General features: G+C 37.7%; 17 protein-coding genes and 4 pseudogenes. 6 read left to right on the top strand and 15 right to left on the bottom strand.

Annotated elements, in window-relative coordinates; all coding sequences use genetic code 11:
* Positions 1-29: 29 nt before the first annotated feature.
* The 9 genes and pseudogenes from BK574_RS07485 to BK574_RS07520 form a co-directional block, all read right to left on the bottom strand.
* On the bottom strand, positions 30-281 hold the full coding sequence (locus tag BK574_RS07485) for a glycerol dehydratase reactivase beta/small subunit family protein (RefSeq protein ID WP_158211582.1): 252 nt from the start codon (positions 279-281) through the stop codon (positions 30-32).
* A gap of 34 nt (positions 282-315) precedes the next feature.
* Positions 316-2,166, bottom strand: a complete 1,851-nt coding sequence (locus BK574_RS07490) for a diol dehydratase reactivase subunit alpha (protein WP_078428155.1) — start codon at positions 2,164-2,166, stop codon at positions 316-318.
* 1 nt (position 2,167) lies between these two features.
* On the bottom strand, positions 2,168-2,590 hold the full coding sequence (locus BK574_RS07495) for a diol dehydratase small subunit (RefSeq protein WP_078428156.1): 423 nt from the start codon (positions 2,588-2,590) through the stop codon (positions 2,168-2,170).
* A gap of 2 nt (positions 2,591-2,592) precedes the next feature.
* Positions 2,593-3,177 carry a propanediol/glycerol family dehydratase medium subunit gene (locus BK574_RS07500; protein WP_078428157.1) on the bottom strand — a complete coding sequence of 195 codons (585 nt, stop codon included), beginning with the start codon at positions 3,175-3,177 and terminating at the stop codon, positions 2,593-2,595.
* A gap of 21 nt (positions 3,178-3,198) precedes the next feature.
* Positions 3,199-4,884 carry a propanediol/glycerol family dehydratase large subunit gene (locus BK574_RS07505; RefSeq protein ID WP_078428158.1) on the bottom strand — a complete coding sequence of 562 codons (1,686 nt, stop codon included), beginning with the start codon at positions 4,882-4,884 and terminating at the stop codon, positions 3,199-3,201.
* Positions 4,885-4,911: 27 nt separating this feature from the next.
* Complete coding sequence (locus tag BK574_RS07510) at positions 4,912-5,742, bottom strand: MIP/aquaporin family protein (RefSeq protein WP_078428159.1); 831 nt, start codon at positions 5,740-5,742, stop codon at positions 4,912-4,914.
* Between the two features lie 492 nt (positions 5,743-6,234).
* Positions 6,235-7,236, bottom strand: a pseudogene (locus tag BK574_RS07515) (purine/pyrimidine permease).
* Positions 7,237-7,347: 111 nt separating this feature from the next.
* Positions 7,348-7,494: a hypothetical protein gene (locus tag BK574_RS27410; protein ID WP_158211583.1), complete on the bottom strand. Its 147-nt coding sequence runs from the start codon at positions 7,492-7,494 to the stop codon at positions 7,348-7,350.
* Between the two features lie 131 nt (positions 7,495-7,625).
* Positions 7,626-8,767 (bottom strand): IS3 family transposase gene (locus tag BK574_RS07520; RefSeq protein WP_142247917.1). Its coding sequence is split into 2 segments (ribosomal slippage): positions 7,626-8,521 and positions 8,521-8,767, totalling 1,143 coding nucleotides; the frame shifts between segments, so codons are not numbered across the junction.
* 248 nt (positions 8,768-9,015) lie between these two features.
* Here BK574_RS07520 and BK574_RS07525 point away from each other — a divergent pair.
* From BK574_RS07525 to BK574_RS26935, 3 genes and pseudogenes are all read left to right on the top strand, one after another.
* The gene (locus BK574_RS07525) at positions 9,016-9,198 is read left to right on the top strand and encodes a hypothetical protein (RefSeq protein WP_078428160.1); all 183 of its coding nucleotides are present in this window, start codon (positions 9,016-9,018) and stop codon (positions 9,196-9,198) included.
* A pseudogene (locus BK574_RS07530) lies at positions 9,195-10,616 on the top strand (amidase). Before BK574_RS07525 ends, BK574_RS07530 begins: the two are co-directional and overlap by 4 nt.
* A gap of 294 nt (positions 10,617-10,910) precedes the next feature.
* Positions 10,911-11,078: an imidazoleglycerol-phosphate dehydratase gene (locus BK574_RS26935; protein ID WP_142247918.1), complete on the top strand. Its 168-nt coding sequence runs from the start codon at positions 10,911-10,913 to the stop codon at positions 11,076-11,078.
* On the opposite strand, the pseudogene BK574_RS07535 reads toward BK574_RS26935, so the two are convergent.
* Positions 11,055-12,356 (bottom strand): annotated as a pseudogene (locus tag BK574_RS07535) (IS1182 family transposase); the annotation flags it as partial. The gene BK574_RS26935 and the pseudogene BK574_RS07535 sit on opposite strands and share 24 nt — an antisense overlap.
* Before the next feature lie 562 nt (positions 12,357-12,918).
* Here BK574_RS07535 and BK574_RS07540 point away from each other — a divergent pair.
* Positions 12,919-13,554, top strand: coding sequence for a recombinase family protein (locus tag BK574_RS07540; RefSeq protein ID WP_078428161.1), 636 nt, complete (start codon positions 12,919-12,921; stop codon positions 13,552-13,554).
* A gap of 58 nt (positions 13,555-13,612) precedes the next feature.
* On the opposite strand, the gene BK574_RS07545 is transcribed toward BK574_RS07540, so the two are convergent.
* A complete protein-coding gene (locus BK574_RS07545) occupies positions 13,613-14,494 on the bottom strand; it encodes a reverse transcriptase domain-containing protein (RefSeq protein ID WP_238457979.1) in 882 nt (293 codons plus the stop codon).
* Between the two features lie 127 nt (positions 14,495-14,621).
* Between BK574_RS07545 and BK574_RS07550 the strand changes: the two genes are divergently transcribed.
* Both BK574_RS07550 and BK574_RS07555 read left to right on the top strand, forming a co-directional pair.
* A complete protein-coding gene (locus BK574_RS07550) occupies positions 14,622-16,475 on the top strand; it encodes a tyrosine-type recombinase/integrase (RefSeq protein ID WP_078428162.1) in 1,854 nt (617 codons plus the stop codon).
* The gene (locus tag BK574_RS07555; RefSeq protein WP_158211584.1) at positions 16,465-17,427 is read left to right on the top strand and encodes a tyrosine-type recombinase/integrase; all 963 of its coding nucleotides are present in this window, start codon (positions 16,465-16,467) and stop codon (positions 17,425-17,427) included. The genes BK574_RS07550 and BK574_RS07555 overlap by 11 nt, the downstream gene beginning before the upstream one ends.
* 92 nt (positions 17,428-17,519) lie before the next feature.
* On the opposite strand, the pseudogene BK574_RS07560 reads toward BK574_RS07555, so the two are convergent.
* The 4 genes and pseudogenes from BK574_RS07560 to dacB form a co-directional block, all read right to left on the bottom strand.
* Positions 17,520-17,944 (bottom strand): annotated as a pseudogene (locus tag BK574_RS07560) (reverse transcriptase domain-containing protein); the annotation flags it as partial.
* Positions 17,945-18,531: 587 nt separating this feature from the next.
* Complete coding sequence (locus BK574_RS07565; RefSeq protein ID WP_139313934.1) at positions 18,532-19,668, bottom strand: diguanylate cyclase domain-containing protein; 1,137 nt, start codon at positions 19,666-19,668, stop codon at positions 18,532-18,534.
* Between the two features lie 385 nt (positions 19,669-20,053).
* Complete coding sequence (locus tag BK574_RS07570) at positions 20,054-20,767, bottom strand: DsbA family oxidoreductase (RefSeq protein ID WP_078428164.1); 714 nt, start codon at positions 20,765-20,767, stop codon at positions 20,054-20,056.
* An 80-nt stretch (positions 20,768-20,847) separates the two neighbouring features.
* Positions 20,848-22,323, bottom strand: coding sequence for a D-alanyl-D-alanine carboxypeptidase/D-alanyl-D-alanine endopeptidase (gene dacB, locus BK574_RS07575; RefSeq protein ID WP_078428165.1), 1,476 nt, complete (start codon positions 22,321-22,323; stop codon positions 20,848-20,850).
* Positions 22,324-22,450 lie beyond the last annotated feature (127 nt).

Consider the following 22,450-nt stretch of genomic DNA (forward strand, 5'->3'; position numbering starts at 1 on the left):
CTTTTAATTACCTAGAAAAGAACAATAGATTAAATAAGAGGTAAACCTTTTACTAATCTAGCAGCATTTTTTCCTAGTTTTCTTTCGTTTCCTTTCGTTTCGGTGATATACGGTTTTTCTAGTTTTTCATGATAAACTTTCATTTTTTCACCTTCTATGATGATTTTTACTTGAAGAGGGATTAAACCGTTTTTGCAATCATTACTTTGTTTAACATGATAGGGAACTCCTTCCTCTTCAAGACCTGCACATAATTCTTTTATGTCTAGAAAACTAGTCATTTCTCGATAAAATATAGGGATAAATATGTTCCTGCTAACCATGGACTGCACCACTTTGAACTTTTGAGGACAGTACCAAACCAGTAGCTACAGCATTTCTCGGCCCCTCAGTCCCTCGTATATTGGCAAAACCAGCAACGATGCCGTATTTAGATAATTCATCACTAATCATTTGTGGAATTTCAAAGTCAAGAGCTGAACCACCTAACATGACAACAAAAGATATATGCCTAATGTTCTTTGTTGGAACAACCTGTTCTAGTGAACGTAAAGCATTTGTGACAAACACTTTTCTCTTGGATTCACGGCGGATCGTTCGTATTTTCTCTATCGATTCTCGAATTGGTAAAGGTGTTAAATCATTTTCTTCACGGATAACGACTTTTCCAAATGTATATGGCGGATACGGTTCTTCTGAAAAAAGTATCGTTCCATCTTCTAGTTGCATATGAAATAAACTCAACACTTTGCCTAACGGGTATTTTTTAATTTTTTCAGCAAGTTCTTGATCTTGGAGTGCTAGCTCGGAGTTTATAAGCATGGTGACCATATCTCCTGCACCAGCTAAATGAGTTGTACAAATCTTTCCCATCTCATCTATAGTAGCTGCATCTGTAGAGCCCCCACCCATATCAAGGATAACGATTGGTTTTTCCGTTCCTGGTGTAGTGAGGGCGCCTTTTATTGCCATTTCAGCTTCAACACCGCCCACTTCTACTGGAATACTTAGTTCCTCCTCTAGTAGTTCGGCCACTTTACTAATAGAAGTAGTTTCCGTCTTAACCATTGACGCAAGAGCAACACCACTTTCCATCGATAGCTCACCAGCCATCGCCCCACTAATGGAAGTCGGAATTCCAGCATCAACAGCTAATAGATCCGTGATATAAATTTCGTTTGCAGGTTGACCTGTTAAATCTGCTAAATCTTGTCTAAGACCATTTAACATGCCGCCCACATTCGTACCTGTTTCACCTCTTACGTCGATTAATGTATCGATTTTCTGATAAGCTTCCATGATCTTTTGAGCACCATCATTGATTGAAACTTGGGCGTGTTTAGAAGTTCCGCAAAGAGTTATGCTGCCAGCTTCAATTTTTCTTTCAACGATTTCGCCCTGTGGCGTCCGGATAACTACTGCAGAACGGTTTCCTACTAATGATTTTGCTACAGGCGCAATTTGTTTTGTCTCATCTGGATTTAAACTAAAAACGGTCGATAAACCATATGGGTTACTTATCATTCTTATTACATGTCCTGGTAAAGCGACCTCAACGGCTGCAAGCTTTCCGATAGGGACTTTCTCAATAATAGATACTTCATCTACAATAGGTATTTTATGATCTAATCGGTTATGAATAAGTACACCGTCATCCTTTTGTACAATTGCTCCAGCGATGGGTACTCTTCTTGAAACTACTTTGTTGATAGTAAAAGCGACCCATTCATAATCAAAATCTTTCGGAACCACGACAATATATTCTTTTGTATTTTCTTCATCTATAGATAATTGACTTAATCGATCAATTAAGATTGTTTCTCCAACACCCAGACCTGCCCCTCCTGGTGTATCTGGGTTATGACCAATCATCGAAGATTCAGTAATGATCGTTTCGCTGATTAAGTCCATCGCTAGATCACCAATTACTGGAACTGCGTCATTGATTCGGATTTGATTAATACTTGAAAGGTCAATCCCTGCTTTTGTTACTGCTTTTTTCAAACAGATGGATACCCCTTTTACATTGTCGATTGTTCCCTTTACCCCTGTTGTTGGAACGAGGTGCTGCGCCAAAAATTTTGTTTCTGACTCGCTGATTTCAGCAATCGCTACCTCTGTTGATGAATTACCAATATCAATCCCGGCAATGATTTGCTTGTTCATATTAAACCTCTTCTTGACGCAGGATTCCCCGTCTTTCGTAAACATCAGCGGCTTCTTTAATTAATTTTGCATTTTCTATTGCACCGTACTCCTGCTCTAATTCATCTGCAATTGCCTGCAGTTCTTCTTTTGTAGAACGGTTTGGTCGAAGAGCATTATACATTTCTAGTATTCTTTTATCTGAAATTTTAATCAGTTCAGCAGCACGACGAAAATTTTTTCCTAATTGAACACGGTTCAGGCTTTCAGCAATTTCTGCGTGATACAACACTGTTTCTGGACTTATCCGAATATCCTCACTGGAAATTTCTCCATTTAAGGCAGCGTCTAACGTTAATTCATCATAGGATTTACCTGTCGGAGTAAATATTAAATCCGTTCTATGTTGACCAAGTGGGTAATCTTTTTTAGTTAGCTTACTCATTATTAAACCTCCTCTTTTATTAAAAACTTGTAATCTACTTCTATTGATCTTTTATTTTTTACTACACACTGTGCTTCTTTTAAATATAAGATAGCGGCAATGGCTTGATACTTTGGTCTGGCCATTTGATCATTAACAACAGGCACAGGATCAACGCTTTCTCCTAATGCATATAAAGCGGCATTTCGACCAATCGCTCGATACGTATCAAGAGTAATTAGCGGAGATTGTGGAAATAATTCTAAATTACTTAACGGATCTAAATCTTGTTGGTGAATGACTGTCGTTCCTCTCGATTGCAACCCAATTCCTATACCTGACCCACTTAGTTTAGCGGCTTCATGCCCCATAAATGCTAGGTCTGACGTATGGTAACTGCGAATAACTCGCGGTATGCCTCCTTGTTCCTCGATACCTGATATAAGTTCCCTTAGCACCATGGCATGATCTACTTTTACAATTGTCAAATTCATTTCTTTACCAAAAGCAGGGGAAATACAGATAACCACTTCTTTTGGGTTCACACTTTTTTTGGCTAAATCTAATTCAGTTAGAGACATATCAATTGAAAACGAACCAATAGTCATGTTCTTTCCTCCCTTCTTATTTTAATAATCACTCGGATTAATGGCTTGTCGTATATTTTTGATTTCATTCCAACGCTCTTCGCTGAGTCGATAACCTGTTCCTGGTCCTGTGTAGTCATTTTCGTTATTAACAGCGCTAATGACGATATTGTCGCTATTAATAATGGCTGATGTGTGTAAGTAATCTCCTGCAACACGATGTTTCAGCATATTAAAGATCCGTTCTGCAGTTTCTGTAAATCCGCGTCTTGCAAGGATCAGAGCGATATCAAACCCTGTAATTCCTTCCTTTAAAATTTTCTCTGCTGCCTTTAAGTCTTCAACGACATTCCGTTTTGGCATGTCACTGCTGCCATTTGCGTATGTTGCTGCTTCAATCTCTTCTTCCGTAATCTCTGGAAAACCAAGTTCTTCGAAAATCGCTTGCATCGCTTTTGCAGCTTTATACCGAACTTCAATGACTTCATTTTCTTTAACTGGTTTTATTCCACCATCCACCATCATATCTCGTTGGATAATTAAGTAATCATCAACATCCGAGGAATCCATGTTTGATCCTGCAAACATATCGTCACTGTTTGGTACAGCACTAAAGCCAGAAAAAATAAAATCTGTACCAGGAAGCATTTGACAAAGCATTTTTGCACTGCGGCGAATTTCAGAGTGAGAAAACGTTTGGTCATTCCCCGAAGCAACTTCAAGGTCAAACATTGTTGTTGCTAGATTTTCTGCAAGGACAGCACGGATACCGCTTGGAACAGACGCAGGTATACCGATACAACTGATTGAACCATTTTGTAGCCCTTGCACCCCAGCGCCTTTGGCCATCATAACGCAGCGGACTTCTAAATAGAGCATCGATTTACCTTCTGCTCCAGCCATCTGAACTTCTGAACCCGTTCCAGACGTAAAACGCATTTTAGAACCGCGTGAAGCATAAGCAGATGCTAAGAATGACTTCGACCATGGTGTGTCGTCACCATCCATGAAGACTGATTCTGTTCCATAAATTGAAATCGTTTCAGCATATGTCGTAAGTCCGAGCATCGCTAGGCGTAATTCCGTTGCTTCTTCTAAGGCATCTTGGGTTAATATTCCGTTTCTAGCTGTTTGTGAGCCAACCAAAAGGGCGAGCGCATTAAATGGGGCATAACGAACAATACCGACAGTCGTTTCTTGTTCGTCAAATCCAAGAATACCTGCTTCTGCTGCATCAGCCACCATAAGTACAGGGTTATCTCGAACGTTTGTAACATGACATTGGTTAGAAGGCATCTTTCTCGCTCTCATTTTTTGAAGAGCCATCATCATTTCAACGACGTTTAGATGATTTAGCACTTCGACGACTTTTGCAGGAGTCATGCCTTTAGTAATGTTTAAAATTTCTGTACGGGAGACATTAATATCTACTAATTTTCTAGCAATATCCAAACTGTCCAATTTCATTACGTCACTTGCCGTAGCTGCATCAATCGTATAATCAGCAATAAATTGGTCCATCATGTCAAATTCTTCTCTAGCTTTCCCGTCTAATTCAAGGACTCTTCCATTTTCAACTTTAATAGAAGGTTTTGGATCATTAGGACTAGCCATCGCAACAAATCCTTGTTCTGGCCATTCATGGACAAACCCATCCTTATTTACTGGTCTTTCTTCTAGAACTTGAAATCGTTTTGAACGTTTGACAGATGTAACTGTACTCTTCATAAAAACACCCCTTTACTTCTATTTAACTTAAACCGATTGCCTTTTTTGTTCATTTAGTTCAATATCTTCAACCACTTCTTGATGTTCACTAGGTAAATGTTTTCTTATTAGCCTATCGTAAATAGCTCCTCCTACAACGGCCCCAAGGAGCGGAAAGATGATAGGAACTAAGAAATACCAATTCGCTGCTGGTAATGCCACCTCTCCCCAACCAACTAAAGAAGTGAAAAGTTTTGGCCCGAAGTCACGGGCGGGATTCATAGCAAACCCTGTTAAACTACCAAATGCACCACCTAGAATGGCTACTAAAATACCAACTGCTAGAGGGAACAAATACTTCGGAGGTGCAAATGCATTTCGCTCGTCTATAAATGCGAAAATCCCTGCTATTAACACCGCTGTGATGACCAACTCTATTATGCCAGCACTAAACCAACTTAAATAAGGAGCTGGAAAGGTAGAAAAAATGCTAGCCATTCCTTGACTTTCTACACTACCTATCAATATTCCAGTCGTTTCTTGGTAGGCTTGAAACGCTTGATAGTATAAAAAGTATACGGTTGCTGCACCTGTAAAAGCTCCTACTACCTGTGCAATAACATATGGAATTACTTTTTTCCATGGAAAACCACGATACAAAGCTAAAGATAATGTAACAGCAGGATTAATATGGGCTCCAGAAATTGTCGCAGTCATATAGAGAGCCAATGAAATCCCCATACCCCAAATGATTGAAATCTCCCACATACCAAACTCACTGCCATTAAGTACTAGACTTGCAACACAACCAGCACCGATAAAAATAAGAATAAAGCACCCAATAAACTCAGCTATAACTTCACCTTTAGTTACTTTCATTTGTTCCCTCCTTTTAAGCGTATTTTTAGATCTGAATTTTTTAAATATTCAGTTGTTATACCTAATTCTAAATTGAAAGCGCTTTCTTAACTCTGTAAAATCAAAATACTTTTTAGGATAGAATATACTTTTTTAAGTAATGAAATAGCACTGTAAAACATTGAATACTGAAAATGTAATTTTTGTTTTATTATTGGATAGTTAGCTTTGATTAGAAAAACAACTAAGTTGGGATGATCGTTCTTATCAACTATTTTTCCTTAAAAGCAAAACACCTTTACCACTATCAAGCGGTAAAGGTGCCTGGCACCCGTATTCGTTACGGATTTTAATTGACGTATTTATTTATAGAAAAATCACCCCAAAACAAGCTTATTGCCCTAAAATTTTGGGTTTGTCCATGACTTTCTTCCTCGATTGTGACAAATAATATATTAATTCACTGAATACGGCTGCTAATATCCCCATTAATAACCCATTGGAAACGAGCGGTTAAACGATTACAGGTATTTGCAGAAATGCCTCTGTTGGAATGTTCATGATTGCCATTCCTAACAAAGCTGGAAACGCAATGCGATAAATAGATTTTGAGGTAAATTGGAAGCCTTCAATATTTCTAAGTGCAGACGGAAATAACTGCAAATACGTCACAAACAAAATCGTATTCCCTACGCTGTGATGTATAGTAGAAAAGAATGTACTTAATGTTGGGATAGCGCCTATAATGAAAAATAGGACCGAACCAATGAGAAACCTATCTTTAATTCCTGTCGATTGTAAAAAAACGAGTGAAGATGCGTAAGGGGCATAATGGACAAGTCCCAACATACCAGATATTGATGTATACCCTCTGGATAGCATGAGAGGTGAACGATATTGCTTCGGTTGAGTCTCCCTTTCATAGATATCTTCCGCGCCTTTTAAAGTCGCGATCGTTTTGGTTGTATTTTATAACCCAGTAATGACAACGATCAGCACAATTCCCCATGCAAGACTTAGCTCACCCCACGAAAAGCATGTAAGGAAAGGAGTTGTTTTTACAGTACTGACAGTTTCATGCTGAAAAAGGGAAACCGTCCCAATCCAACCATCTACCATTCCTATAAGTAAGGAGAGGTTACTTATAACCCCCTTCCCTTTTACATTTAGATAAATCGTGAAAGCAGCGATCATAAAAGAAAAACAAGCCATATAAACATCAATATACTCACTATTATTTAAACCTAGCATTCCTTTAAGAAAAATATAGATTAACTGATTGGCAAGCAGTAATAAAAAGACGAACATCACAACTGGCGTGAACCATTTCTTTAATAGATTCGCAAGTCCAAACATTCCTAAAATAGAAACTAGCAGACCAGAGATAATAGCTCCCACAGCGATGCTTCCACCTATGGTTGTTAACTCCATATTTAAAGTACTGGCGGTTGCTGCTAAACTTAAAATAACCCCTATCTTATCCTCCCAAAATTCACAATGGATAGTTCGTATCATTTCGCAACAGACTTTGAATGCACTCCATTTGCAAGTACTTCCCTCATTACATAAAAAAGGGATATACCTTAATACACCAAATACATTACCAGTTAAATTGTCTTCTAATCGTTACGTTAAATTTGAACCAAGACCACTAATTTCCCCTCTAATTTCAGCTATCATTTGTATTCCCCTACCTAATTGGAATTTAATGGACTGTCCCTCTTCTTTAAGGCAACATATTAACTCATCGTGATGGTGAACTGCCCATGTCAAGTAGACAGTCTCCCCTCTCACATTTCCCCCATGTTTCATTTTAGGACAGTGTATTAAAACGGCACATTTTGTAATTTTTTTATTAATATTCACTTTTGGAAAACTATTCTTATTGGTATGTCAACACTAAATCAAACAATTTTTTTAGGGGCTAAGTTTCGATAACTTGCTGGACTTTGATACCCCAGGGCACTGTGCGAACGGATGTTATTGTACCAATTGATATAATCAAACAGTTCAAGTTCTAGGTGGTTAAGGGAATGGAACTGCTCCCCATGAATTAGTTCTGTTTTTAAAATCTTAAGTGTCGCTTCTGCCACTGCATTATCATAAGGGTTTCCTTTATCGCTCAATGAACGTTCAATCTCATTTTCACTTAATAATTCATCAATAGCTACGTTTTTAAACTCAGATCCGCGATCTGTATGAAAGAGTTTTACATTCTCTAATGGCCGATTAACCGTTGCGAAGGCGCGTTGAACCAAAGCTGCGTCTTTGCGTTTTCCAACGCTATAACCAACTAGTTCTCTATTATATAAATCAATTAAAAAACAGACGTAGCTCCAATAATGTCCTACTTTGACGTACGTTAAATCACTAACCAGTACGGACATTTCTTCATTCACTTGGAATTCCTGATCTAATATGTTTCGAACGGATTCTTCATTTGGCTGAGAGCTCATTGGTTTGTAGGAAGGTTGTGCATACTTCGATTGGATTCCGAGCTCTTTCATCAACCTTCCTATGCGACGTCTGGAAACCTTGTGACCCGCTTTTAAAAGCTCTCGTTTTATTTTACGAGTTCCATATACTTTACGGTTTTCATTAAAGATTTTTAGTATTTTTTCTTTTAATTCTTGTTCTTCTGTAGCCTTTTCCTTTTCTTTTTGAGCAGCTACTTCTGTTTCATAATAAAAGGTGCTTCGAGCTATTTGTAGGACTTTGCACATTGCTGATACCGAATAGAAGTGCCGATTTTTCTCAATGACTTCTATTTTCGCCCCATGATCAGCGCGGCTTGCTTTAAAATATCGACTTCCATTTCTAGCTGTTTATTTCTTTTTCTTAACTCAATCAATTCTTGTTCCTCTGGACTTCGATTGTCTTTCTCTTTGAAGGAACCAGACTGTTGAAACTGAGTAATCCACCTGTCTAAAGCAGACGGAGTTAATTCATATTCACGGACAATATCTTGACGACTTTTTCCACATTCATATAAAGCAACCACTTGCTTCTTGAATTCTGTGGTAAACGTTCTTCTTTTTTGGGACATAGTAGATTCGCTCCTCACTCGTTATATGTTATTCTACTAGCCCTTATTTTTATTGTCCAACTAAGTGTAGCCTATCCATATTTATAGTGTCTCATAATAGAACATTCAAAATCTAATTCTTTTTATAAATCTAGTAAGAGTAAGTATTAATAAATTGGCACAACTATTGCAATTCAATATTCAAACGAGTAAAGGAGGACAGGTTTCACCATTGTAATTTCCATTCATAATATTAGGAGGTGCTAGTTTTGGAGACAAATGCAGAAATATTGTTAAAATCAAGGCAAATTAAAGTGACTTCTGAAGAAGGTATTACTCTTGAAAATCAGTGGACAGCTATTCAACACTTAAAGGGAGATTTAGACAATTTAGGTATTGGCCCCGAAGATATAGCTCTTTGTCATGATTCAGGAAGGAGTGGTAGAGAATGAGTAAAGATCTTGCGCAAATGACGATATCTGAATTGGCACCAATGTTACGTCAGGGTGATATTTCTCCAGTTGACATTACTAAATCCTTATTTAAAAGAATTGATGATTTCGAAGGTCAAATTAATGCCTTTATCGAGCATGATTAGGACAAAATAATAAATTTATCGAAACAAGCAGAGCAAGACATACAAGCAGGAAACTATAAAGGAAATCTTCATGGCATCCCATTAACATTAAAAGATATTCTTTATTTTAAAGGTGAGAAGGTCACGATGGGTTCGAAAATACATGAAAATTTTATCCCAGATTACGATGCTACTGTCATAACTAAGCTAAAAGAAGCAGGAGTTGCTTTTAGTGGAAAGTTAAATATGCATGAATATGCTTGGGGTGCCAATACAACAAACCCTCACTTTGGTCCATGTCGAAACCCTTGGAATACTGAAAAAATTCCTGGTGGCTCAAGTGGTGGATCAGGGGCCGCTGTGGCTGCTGATATGACAATAGCCTCACTCGGCACTGATACGGGTGGATCCATTCGTATTCCAGCATCAGCATGTGGAATTGTTGGATTAAAGCCCACACATGGAAGAGTGAGTAAATATGGATGCTTCCCACTTGCATGGTCACTTGATCATATCGGACCAATGACTAAGAGTGTTGAAGATGCCGCTATTATGCTAGATTATATTGCTGGGTATGATGTCAAGGATCCGACAACAGTAGACATCCCAAAAGGAAACTACCATGATTTATTAAGTACTGATATAAAAGGGAAAATTATTGGAATAAATGAAGAGTACTTTTTCAAAAATGTCGATAGCTCTGTAGAAAAGCATGTCAGAAAAGCGATTTTAGAATTAGAGTCTTTGGGAGCAAAAATAGAAGAAGTAAAGATCCCAGCTCTTCAATATTCTGAATATGCAGAAATGATAACCATCATAAGCGAAGCCAGTACAATCCATTACGAAAATTTAATTGCTAGAGAACACGATTTTGGTGATGATGTTCGCTTCTTACTGAAACTAGGGCAACTCCCGTCAGCAGTAGATTATTTGCAGGCACTACAAATAAGAAAACAAATGACTAAAGATTTTGCTCAAATTTTTAAAAAGGTCGATGCCCTTATCTCTCCTACATTGCCATTTTTACCTCCGAATATTGGTGAAGATAAGGTTATTATTAACCACAACGAAGGAATGTTTCTAGATCACGTAATACGTTTTACTGGTCCAGGAAATATTAGTGGCCTTCCAGCTATTTCTATTCCATGTGGTCTCCATCAAGGATTACCAGTAGGAATGCAAATAATAGGCCCTGCCTTTAAAGAAGAGAACATTTTAAACATTGCTTATGCTTTTGAGCAAACGAACCCATTATTAGGCCAAAAACCAAACTTAGAAAAAGCAAAAATTTAACTACGCTGCTGAAAAATGGATTGAAAGAAAAATCCCTAAGGCTGGAATGAATTCCAGCCTTTTAAGTTTATATTTACTCCTTCAATACACAAATCGTAAAAGCGCTCATTTAATTGCTTCTTTCTCATTGACCCCATCAATTGATAAAGTCTGGAACTTGCTGAGATGACCTAAACTTTTTAACAGGGAGCAGTTCACTGTCCCCCATTGAGCTAATGCTTTACCAGGTTGGGGGACAGATAAAACCATTAATTCTTGGAAAATTAATCCGTGTAACAGATGGGAGGTGTACATATGACCAAGCGCAATAATAAAGGCGGAAGTAAAAATCAAAGTGCCCCAGCAAGACACGGAAAGTTAGATACGGAATTTGGTCGAGAGATTGGCGATAACAATAAAGGAACAGAATACAACTCGCGACGTGGTAGCAAATCGCAATTAAAACACCCGAATAACCATTAAAAAAGAACGAGGCTGGGACATAACTAGCCAAAAATAATAAAAAAGGGTTCCAATCATAAAAATAAAATGATTGGAACCCTTTTTCTGTTTATTTATTCTATTATCCGATACTTGATCGGCGTTCGCGGCGGTGTACTTCCGTAAGTTCACCGCCATGAACGCAAACCCCAATTCGTTTATAACATTCTCGTCGCCCCTTACGGACATTCGAGTGAAACGCAAATTAGCCTTCAGATTTCCAAAAACTGGTTCTACGTCAACCTTACGTCGGCCATAGATCTCACCCGTTTTCTCTTCTGAAAACAGCAGCTGTTGAATTAGCTTCTTTTGTTGTTCCCATTTTTCATTGATTAAGATTTTTCGATTGTTCCCTTCCTTTGCTTTGGTACATTGAGAGCGGAAGGGGCAATCTGAACAATCTTCACATTCATAAACACTGAATGCTCGTGTAAAACCATTACGATCTGTGCGGTTCGACTCGTAACGAAACGTCAGCTTTTTCCCATTTGGGCACGTAAATGAATCATCTTCCTTATGATAATCCCAATTGGCTGTCTGAAATTCGTCTTGTTTAAAATGCTTTTTCTTCTCTTTACGATATGTATTGTACGTGATAAGGGGCGTGCGCTTTCGATTATTAAGCACATCCTCATAATTTTCCTCACTTCCATAACCAGCGTCTGCGACAATATATTCTGGGAGTTCAAAGAAATGGTGCTCAATTTTATCAAGGAATGGGCGTAACGTACGTGTATCAGTTGGATTGGGAAAAATCTCGTAAGCGAGCGTATATTGACCTTCTGTCGCAATTTGTACATTATAACCAGCTTTCAGTTGTCCATTTTTCATATAATCATCTTTCATACGCATAAACGTGGCATCGTGGTCTGTCTTTGAATAACTATTCCGTCCTTTGAAGATTTCCATGTCTTTTTGGTACTTCTGTTTGCGCATGAAAAGATCTTGAAATTGTTTATGAGCTTTCTTTGGTTCTTTACGCTTTGAACGAAGGTCCTTCCTTTCGCTTGCCCCTTCACTTGCTTCAATTTGTTTAGTGTATTCTTCGACGGTCTCTTCTAACTTCTCTGTGATAAGAGAGAGCTCCTCGACTGAAAGTTCCTCAGTGCTTTCTCGCTCAATCTCAGGAATGATTTCTTTCTCCACCAACTCATCATACAATTGGTTTGATTTTTCGATCAGGCTGGCACTGTATTTTTCAATCGATTTTCGCCAAACGAATGAAAACTTATTGGCATTGGCTTCAATCTTAGTCCCGTCCTCCGATGGTTATTGTATAGGAACTTTAATTTTATCAGAGGTTGTCCTTTTTTTGTTTTGTAAAATGCAAAAACTTAAATACATACGAAAGAGGCCCCGAGAACAAAAAACTGTTCTCGGGGCCTCTTTTAATTCCATTTACTGAGTTTTGTCCCAGCCTCTTTTATGCATTACCGAACATATATTCTTAATTTTAGTTTTATAATGTCCAATTAAAAACCTACTAATTTAGATGTATATATAGAAACATTTATTTACACTTTTTTCTGATTATAGGTGACCTCGATACCATGATTATTGATATCTAGCTCTACCTGTTGAACAATGGGAAGATTACGACATGAGTTATGTCATCTACTTCATCATAGTTAATGTCTAAGCAATTAAATTGTTATAACTTAAATTCCGGTTTAAAACAAATAGTCCCCTAATCATTTTTACATCATATACAGAACGTAAGATCCTATTCAAATGTACCAATCCCCTACTTATATTGTGACTTTATATTAATTTAAATTAGAACTATCCCATATAAATGAAGTAAACAATTCGAGGTGAATTTATGCGTTGTGCAATTTACATTCGGGTCTCTACCGAAGAACAAGCCCGTGAGGGTTTTTCAATACGAGCCCAAAAAGAACGTCTTGAGATGTTTGCAATGTCGCAGGATTGGAACATTATTGATTACTACATTGACGAAGGACGATCCGCAAAAGATACGAACCGTGGACAGCTGCAACGGATGCTTGAAGATATTGTAGAAAAGAAAATTGATGTAGTTTTGGTTTATCGATTAGACCGACTCACTAGATCCGTAATGGACCTCTACAAGCTCCTTGAACGGTTTGAAGAACATGGGTGCATGTTTAAGTCATCAACGGAAGTATTTGATACGACTACACCAACTGGTAGATTATTTATTACACTGGTGGCCGCTGTGGCTCAATGGGAACGTGAAAATTCAGCTGAACGAGTCAAATTCGGTATGCACCAAATGATTGAGGAAGGAAAGTGGCATGGTGGAACGGTGCCTTATGGTTATCAATACAACAAAAAGGAACGAACACTAGAAATTAATGATGATGAAGCAACTATACTTAAATATATCTTTAGCCTCTACCAGCAAGGTAAAGGAGATAATGCAATTGCAAATATTATAAGCAATGAAATGAAATCGAGTAGAGGGAAAATAAGTTAACCTATTTTCGCCCCTCTCACAACACCGTACATACGGGTCTCGTATACGGCGTTTCAATTTATATTACAGTGTGTACTTTTAAGTAACGTTCTAAAGCAGAGGGTACTCCCCTTTGTTTTAGTCTTTTGTTTGAGATTGCTTTTTGAACAACTTTCGATAATCCGATATACCGATAACCTTTCCGGCAGAACGTTAATCCTTTCGCTTCTTCTTCAGGTATCCCTAATTGAGTTAGCGACTTGATTTGTTTTTTCGCTACCTTCCATTGTTTCCAGATGATTACCCTTAATCTTGAGCGTAATTTCTTATCTATTCGACTCATTGCTGTTTTCATATTTGCGATTCTAAAGTAATTCACCCATCCGAATATGACTTGTTTCAGTTTCAGTATTCGGTAGTCTAACGGAACACTCCAATTTCGCTTTGTCAATTGTCGAAGCTTCCTTTGAAATTTCTGTACTGAAATTGGATGAGGCCGCACTTGATATCTCTTGTTATTAGGATCATAATAATACCCAAATCCCAAGAATTTTAACTCTTTTGGGCGAGAAACTTTACTCTTTTCGGCATTTACTATCCATCCTAATTTCTCTTCTATAAATCTCACGATTGATTTCATCACTCTGTCAGCGGCTTTTTCGCTTTTCACAAAGATGAGTGCGTCATCAGCGTATCTTATGAATCGTAATCCTCTACTTTCTAATTCCTTATCGAGTTCATTCAACATAATATTACTCAATAATGGACTGAGGTTTCCTCCTTGCGGAGTACCAACCTGCGTTTCTTCATAGTTCCCATTTACCATTACTCCACTAACCAAGTATTTCCTAATTAGTGAGATGACGTCACCATCTTCTATTGTGTTGGCTATAATACGCATGAGTTTATCGTGATGAACTGTATCGAAAAATCTCTCTTTAGCGATATAAGATAGAACCATAAATAATTATCATCAAGACCTTAGGATCTTGTAAAATATATTAAAAGGAGAAATTATTATGGAATCTATCATTTAAGAATATCGTGAATACCAGTCTGTCATTAAGGGATATACTCCAAAAGTTGTTTTGAGCACCGGAAGGGAATTAAAGAAGCTAACTAAGCACCTGGAAGAGCGCTCCCTAAACTTCCAATCTGTTAAACTTGTTGATCTTGAAAACTACTGTATTGAACGAACAGAAGGAAAATCTCTTGGTTACCGAAACCTTATTGTAAGCCAAATTCGTTCCTTTTTTACCTATTTAAAACAACAGGAGTACTGCTTTGAAAATCCAAGTATCCATTTATCTTACACTAATTTAGATACCCACCAAGCTCTACCTGAAGTCGCATCTTTAGAAGAAATCCAAGATTGCCTTAAAGAGTTAAGAAGACAGGTTAACTCCTTCTTAGGGAGGCGCCAGTTTGACCCCATTCGAAAGCGGAATTTAGCCTTATTCGCTCTTATGTATGCCACTGGTATACGAGCGGGAGAAGCGGCTAATCTTCTGCTCAGTGATGTTCTTTGGGAGGAACAGGTTCTCTGTATTCGGGCTGGTAAAGGACGTAAAGACCGGCGTGTGCCCCTTGTTGGTGAGGTCCTAGAGTTACTTCAAACTTATCTAGCCACTCGTAAGGATCTTGATATGGCTTCTCCACTGTTTCTTACTTGGAGAAAAGAAGCGATGACTAACAATTTAATTGGCGTAACTTTTAAATCTTACTCTGAAATGTGGATCAAACCATTGCGACCTCATCAATTACGACATACTTGCGCCACCCACCTATTCCAACAAGGAGGAAACATTGTACATATTAAAGATTGGCTCGGTCATAAAAAAGTTACAACTACATTACATTATGCAAGGATACAAAACCCTGAGATCGCCGCTGCACTAGAATCTCATCCAATTAATGAAGCAACAATTCCAAAACGGTCGAAACTCAAATTAGTAAAAAATTTTCGTAAAAAACCAATGACTTCCTTACGACGAAAATATACGATGACGTCACAGGCTGCCCCCCTGGTTGGGAAGTTAGCGAACCAAATTGAGGAGTTTATAAGAACGGCAATTGGCATGAAAAAATACAGTAAAGGAACAATTAAAGAATTCCGATTTAGTCTAACTCGATTCTCCGTAGGTTGTCCTAACTGCCTTGAAAATGGCATAGAAACTTTACGTGGTCAAGACATTATTCGCTGGTTGAGCTCTCGTAGACAAGCTGGGATTTCTCAATGTACCATAGATAAAAACTTGTCTCACCTTCGGTCTTTTATTTCCTACGCCATGGAACGGGGCTGGCGGTCAGACAATCCAATGGAGGCACTAAAAATGGTACCTAAACAACCAAAAGAACAAGCTTACCTAACTGAAGATGAAATGATGAGATTACTATCTGCACCAGACCGATCTGAGCTAGAAGGATTTACTGATTATATGGCGCTTCTTGTTCTATATTCTACTGGTCTTCGTGTGGGAGAACTAAGTAATTTGAACATCGAAGACGTAGACATAAAAGAGGGCTGGGTCCATATTCGTGAAGGCAAAGGCCGTGACAGACAAATCGCCATTCCAAAAGCTGCTTTAAATGATTTCAAGCAATATCTTGGGTTGTACCGGAAGGAGAAATCTGGTCCATTCTTACTTAATTTAAAGGGAACTCGTATAAAGCCTTGGACCGTTACTAGACGTATTCGCCATTATGCAGAAGTCGCCAATATTCAAAAACCTGTAAGCCCACATACCATTCGTCATACCTTCACCGCCCACCTTATTAAACGTGGAGGCCGGATTGAAGTCATCGCAAAAGCTTTAGGGCATAAGACATTAGCTGAAACGAGTGCCTATGCTCATGCAGATTTTGAAGATCTCAGAAAAGCAGTCAGTTTATTACGTAAAAATATACCACCTTTGTCAGGAGAGAAAAAAGATGATGAATGAATCTACGATTCAAGAGTTTCTAGAATATGCACAAATGGTTCGAGGATGTCGTCCCAAAACCGCTGAAGCTTACGCCATTGATCTAAAAGTAATGAATACTTTCTGCACTATTTACTATCCACACGTGGATAATCCCTCTAAAGCTAAATTGGTTGTGGATTATATTCGTTATCTTCGCGTTGAGCGAAAAAATGCCTCAGCTGCGGTTGGTCGAAAGTTGGCAACTCTTTCAGCTTATATTGACTTTCTCATCCTGATGGAACTACTAGATTCAAAACAAGATCAACGTGAAAAATGGCCGAAACTACTAGATACACCAGAGCGTCTTCCAGTCGTACTTGAAAATAAAGAAATGCAGGATATTCTTTCTCAACCAGATACCACCACAATTCTTGGCCGTCGCGACCGAGCAATTCTTACATTAATTTATTCTGCCGGTTTACGCGTGAGTGAAATTTGTTCTTTGAAAGTGGTAGACGTCAATTTCACTGAAAAACAAATCCTTATTTCTGGTAAAGGGGGACGTCAACGTTATGTGCCACTGGATTCCATCGTAGAAGAGGCTCTTGATGAGTACTTAGGATCTAGAACTAGCGAGATTCCTGAACTCTTTGGAAGCAAAAAAGGTGGTCCCCTCACTCCTCGTGCGATCCAATACATGGTTAAAAAATATGCAGAAGGAGCTAATATTGATAAGAATGTGACTCCACAGAAATTGCGGCACACTTGTGCTACGCACCTTCTTCAAGATGGGGCTCAGTTGGTGTCCATTCAAAAATTACTTGGAAATAAAAGTTTATCTACAACTCAAATCTATTTACATATCACAATTACTGATTTAAAAGAACTTTCAAAGCAACACCCTATGAGAAAAATGCGCACCATTATGGGGCTAAAGGGAGACCCCATCAGTTCTTTTCAGACACCTTACGGTATTCGAACAGGTACTTAACAAAATAAATAGTAATCATGCGATAGAGTTAGTATTTAACAGTATTTTAGTAGTTTTTTCACCTTAAAGGTTGTATTTGGCCCTAAATTAATGTCGCTAAATCTTTCTAAGTCCATGTCTATCACCCATCTGTACCCTTCCTCTATATATGCCCTCGCTTCCTTTACAGCGTCATGGGCTCTTCTTCTTGGTCTGAAACCATAACTATGTTTAGAAAAGGTTGGATCATAAATCGGGGTTAAGACTTGGGCAATCGCTTGTTGGATGAGACGATCGGTCACGGTAGGAATGCCTAGTAACCTTATGCCACCATTCGGTTTCGGGATTGCGACCCGCCTGACTGGCATAGGCTCGTAGGTTCCGTCTTTAATTGATTTCGGATGTGGTCCCAGTTAAGTAGAAGATGTGCTCGTAGGGATTTTACAGGCATTTCATCTACACCGTGCTTACCCTTATTCTTTTCGACCCGCTTTAGAGCCGAAATCAGATTGTCCCGTGACAACAGTTGTTTCATCATTTCGATACATCCTCTCGCGTGAATGGCCGTTCTATTTGTGCCATTGTTTATTCCACCCTCTTAAAGTCCCCCACGGGATTCACCGTTTCCTCCTTTAAGTAAGTCCAATTTGGATTGTCTGTATCATCATAAACAATGAACGCCTAGCGTACATTCTTCCTAAATGTTCGGCCCTTCCTCGACTATCTTAAGCTAGTCGAGTACTATGACCTCTGCTGACTTCTGACTGTTCAGCTATTTATCGCTAAATAGGTTACCGAGTGTGCTCGGCTTATCAGTCAGACCTCCCCAGGTAAGAGTACAATCTTTCCTTCCATCTATCTGCTTCATTTACTCTGTATCACCTTTGGCAGAAAGGACTTTGTCTTGTTTAGCAGACTCACCCAATGATACCTAGCCTTATATGAAGTTCGTGTTCCTCAGACCGGAAGTTTGCCGCTCGCTTCCTTCAGATCCTGCGTCACCACAGGCACCCTTGCGTTAAGCTACTGCTACTTCTGCCTTCACAGTTCGGGACTTTCACCCTATAAATTGCACCCATGCTGGGCGCACTAAAAAAAGCACTCAAATAATGAGTGCTTTTGACGCTATCCTTTAGTGTATGTCTCTTTTATTTTTGAAACAGATCCAATAATTTTCTCAAAAATACCTATTTTTTTAGATTGATAGTTATTTAACTCCGTAGTATAAAATTGATAATTTCCTTTACCTTTTTCTTTTGCATAATACATAGCCTTGTCAGCATTTTGGACAAGCGTTTCAATATCCTCGCCATCTTCTGGATATATACTTATACCAATACTTGGTGAAACTTTCGCTTCCTTCTCATGAATCGCATAAGGCTCGGAAACTACTGATAATATTCTTTCAGAAATAACGATAATTTCTTCCTCACTCGTTTCTTCGAAAACAATAATAAATTCATCTCCACCCAGTCGCCCTGTTAAATCTTCTTCTCTAACACAGCTATTGAGTCTAATAGCTACTTCTTTTAACAAGAAGTCCCCACCTTCATGGCCTAATGTGTCATTTACCTTTTTAAAGCCATCTAAATCTATAAACATGATGCTTAGATTATGATGATGACGCTTCGATCTCGCTAAAGCTTTTCTTAAATGTTTATAGATTAACTTCCGATTGGGAAGGTCTGTTAATTCATCATAGTACGCTATTTGCCTTAAATATTCTTCTAACTGCTTTCGATCCGTTATGTCAGTAATCATACCATCTACTTTCATAATATGGTTCGACATGTCTAAATGAGGCATCGTTGAAACTTCAATCCAACGTTGACGGTTGTGTTTATCCATAATATGATATTGATTTTTCATTCTTTTTTTTGTAAATAAATGTTCGCTAAATTTCGGACCTTCTTCCTCGATAGATGTTACAACCTCTTCTAACAATCCTGCATTTTTACTGTAATCTTCTTGAGGATAAGGAAAAATAACTTCTATTCCTTTAGTAATAAACAACTCACTTTTTGAACCATTATAAGAGAAAAACGTTTGATTAAAATCTTTCAATAGTTCATTAAGATGTTCGTTCTCTTGTCGGAGTTGATGAAACTCCTTTTCAGTTTTGTGTCTTTCTTCTTCTAATTTCTCATTTTGTTTTACAAAGAGACGATATTGTCTGTTTAAAAAAAGGAAGGGGATTAGTAGAGCGATCAAAAGGAAAATTTGATAAGGTACGGATATTACATAATATATGATCAAAAACATCCCTATGCAAAAAAGGATATATGCGGTAATCTTCTTACTTCCTATAATCAAAGTATCACTCCAATTTATAATAAGGCTCGTATTGTAGAAGGGGAAACAACGCTGAAAGTTTTAATAGCTAAAAGAGCCATTTTGTAGACGATTACTATGACTTCCATTATAACAAATTTTGATGAAAATTGAATGATTTTGTCGAATTTTCACCATTACTATTTTCAGATATACTGGAAACGAAAGTTATGTAGGAAATTCTACTAATGCGTTTCCTAAAAAGAAAATATAGTAAAAGTAACATCTACAATGAGCCGTTATCCTCTATATCCAATAATAACCTGACCTAGCTAAAAAACCCCAATTCACTTTAAAGTGAATTGGGGTTAAATTATTATGATTCACAATGATCATCTGTGCACATAGCTCCTTGATGATTAGCTGTTGAAATTGGTTTTAACACTACTTCCTCGTTTTCTTCTTCCCAAACTTTTTGCAATGCGTTTAAGAATGTTTCAGTTGGCTGTGCACCTGATATTGCATATTTTTCATTGATAACAAAAAACGGTACTCCTTGAACACCAATATCTTTCGCTCTAAATTGGTCAGCCCGTACTTCTTCTTCATAAGCATTCCCTTTTAACACTTCCTCGACTTCTTGTCGGTTTAGGCCAGTAATTACTGCAAGATCAGCTAATGTCTCATGGTCACCGATATGTTTCGCTTCAATAAAATGCGCTCTTAACAAAGTCTCTGTAACCGCTTTGTCTTTTCCTTGTTTTTCAGCAAACTTTGCGATTCGATGGGCATCTAAGGTATTCGTCCGTATCATCGAATCAAAATCGAAGTCTAATCCTACCGATTTAGCTTGTGCTGCTACACCTTCAGTCATCTTTTTGGTTTCTTCTATTGACATACCATACTTCTTTGATAAATTTTCATATACTGACCCTGTTGTATCACGCTGAGCATGAGGATCTAATTCAAAGCTTTTAAATTCAATTTTCACCTGATCTTTTTGCGGAAATTTTTCTAATGCACTTTCTAGCCGTCTCTTTCCAATATAACAAAATGGACAAACGTAATCTGACCATACTTCTATTTTCATTATAACACCTCATTTATATCACTTTCTAAAAAGGATATCATACATTGATTGAAAAACTGTTAAATGTGCTCAATGTTTTCTTAAAAATTTACTAAAGTTGTGACAATTTGATCTTCAAGTTTTTTTCCGTTCTTATTTTCCATCATATTATTAATCACTATCGAAAAGATAAGAGTTTCCCCACTTTTCGTTTCAACATAACCAGAAATTGAACTAACTGTTGCTAGCGTTCCTGTTTTCGCTTTTACTCTTCCATCTGTATCTTTCATACGATTTTTAAGCGTTCCTCCGACCATTTTATTACTAACACCAGCAACAGGAAGAGAATGTAAAAATGTCGTAAACCACTTTTCCTTTTGGATGGAATATAAAAGTAGCGAAATCTCATTAGTAGGAATTAAATTAACGTGGGATATTCCAGAACCATCTCTTAGTATAATCGTTTCAGTATTAACTCCATACTGAGCGAGAGCTTCTTTGGTAACTTCCAATCCATTTTCCCAATTTCCATCGCCTTTCACTACTTTGCCGATTTCTTTCATTAATGTATCACCATGTCCATTATTGCTTAGTTTCATAAAAGGAATAAGTAACTTAAATAAAGGAACAGATTTATGGGATGTAAGAATACTGGTATCTTCAGGAGTGATACCACGTGATTTATCTCCAAGTAATTTTATTCCATTATCTTTTAACGATTGCTGAAATAAATGTAACGCATATTCGGTCGGTTCCCATACTGCAACCTTTACGATGAATTTCGTTGCGCTAATCGGAATCTGTCCATCTACGATGACCCGATTTGTACAATGTTCACGTGTCACAACAATATCTTCAATTTCCTCACTAGAAACCGTTTTTATGTTATTAATAATTTCAAAATAGTTGTTGTTTGGGTGTACTGTAATAGAGGCTTTCTGATCCATTTGCCTCGCTGGTACAATTTCTACCTTAACTGTGCCAGCATCGTAGTCTTTATCCGAAGATACAGTTAAAGCAGATATTGGTGAACCGTACCTCATTGTTTCATCACTCCATGGCAAATCGATTGAATAACGTACATTGTCATACCATGTATCATCACCAATTAAATCTCCTCGGATGATTTTCACACCTATCTTTTGCAATTGCTTTGCCATTTCGTCCATATCCGTTGGTAAAAGAGTTACATCGCCTTTCCCTCTAATATACAAATTTCCGTTTAAAATTCCCCATCTCACCTTACCATCGGTGAGTAGCTCAGTTTTAAAACGATAATCCTCACCTAAAATATTTAGTGCTGCTACAGCTGTAAGGATCTTCAGATTAGAAGCTGGTTTCAATCTAATGTTACCATTATAGTCATAAATAACTTCCCCAGTTGATCCTGAGCGGATGCTCACACTTGCCAAAGCACCATCTAAACTAGGATTTTCCAATAAAATTTGATCGATTTCTTTGATTAACCATTGCTTTCGATCACTTCCCTTGACGATATGATCTGTATGTAAATAAAAAGAAAAGAGAAATAAAAAAATAGTTATCGAAAAACAAATCCAAGCTTTCGTTTGTTTCACCGATTCACCCCCCTTTGGTTTCTCATTTTTCGTATTTTTTCTTATTTTAATAAATTCATGTAAAAAATTGAAACGAACTTGTCATTCAAATAAATACAAAGAATAAAGGGTAAATTACGCTTAAATA

The sequence above is a fragment of the Alkalihalobacterium alkalinitrilicum genome (assembly GCF_002019605.1).
Lineage (GTDB): Bacteria > Bacillota > Bacilli > Bacillales > Bacillaceae_F > Alkalihalobacterium > Alkalihalobacterium alkalinitrilicum.

Excerpts from the sequence above, each read along its gene's own strand:
- BK574_RS07570 (WP_078428164.1), bottom strand. The coding sequence starts at position 20,767 with ATGAAAATAGAAGTATGGTCAGATTACGTTTGTCCATTTTGTTATATT.
- BK574_RS26935 (WP_142247918.1), top strand. The coding sequence starts at position 10,911 with ATGACCAAGCGCAATAATAAAGGCGGAAGTAAAAATCAAAGTGCCCCA.
- BK574_RS07490 (WP_078428155.1), bottom strand. The coding sequence starts at position 2,166 with ATGAACAAGCAAATCATTGCCGGGATTGATATTGGTAATTCATCAACA.
- BK574_RS07565 (WP_139313934.1), bottom strand. The coding sequence starts at position 19,668 with ATGTTTTTGATCATATATTATGTAATATCCGTACCTTATCAAATTTTC.
- BK574_RS07505 (WP_078428158.1), bottom strand. The coding sequence starts at position 4,884 with ATGAAGAGTACAGTTACATCTGTCAAACGTTCAAAACGATTTCAAGTT.
- BK574_RS07500 (WP_078428157.1), bottom strand. The coding sequence starts at position 3,177 with ATGACTATTGGTTCGTTTTCAATTGATATGTCTCTAACTGAATTAGAT.
- BK574_RS07555 (WP_158211584.1), top strand. The coding sequence starts at position 16,465 with ATGATGAATGAATCTACGATTCAAGAGTTTCTAGAATATGCACAAATG.
- BK574_RS07510 (WP_078428159.1), bottom strand. The coding sequence starts at position 5,742 with ATGAAAGTAACTAAAGGTGAAGTTATAGCTGAGTTTATTGGGTGCTTT.
- BK574_RS07485 (WP_158211582.1), bottom strand. The coding sequence starts at position 281 with ATGACTAGTTTTCTAGACATAAAAGAATTATGTGCAGGTCTTGAAGAG.
- BK574_RS07540 (WP_078428161.1), top strand. The coding sequence starts at position 12,919 with ATGCGTTGTGCAATTTACATTCGGGTCTCTACCGAAGAACAAGCCCGT.
- BK574_RS07545 (WP_238457979.1), bottom strand. The coding sequence starts at position 14,494 with ATGGTTCTATCTTATATCGCTAAAGAGAGATTTTTCGATACAGTTCAT.
- BK574_RS07495 (WP_078428156.1), bottom strand. The coding sequence starts at position 2,590 with ATGAGTAAGCTAACTAAAAAAGATTACCCACTTGGTCAACATAGAACG.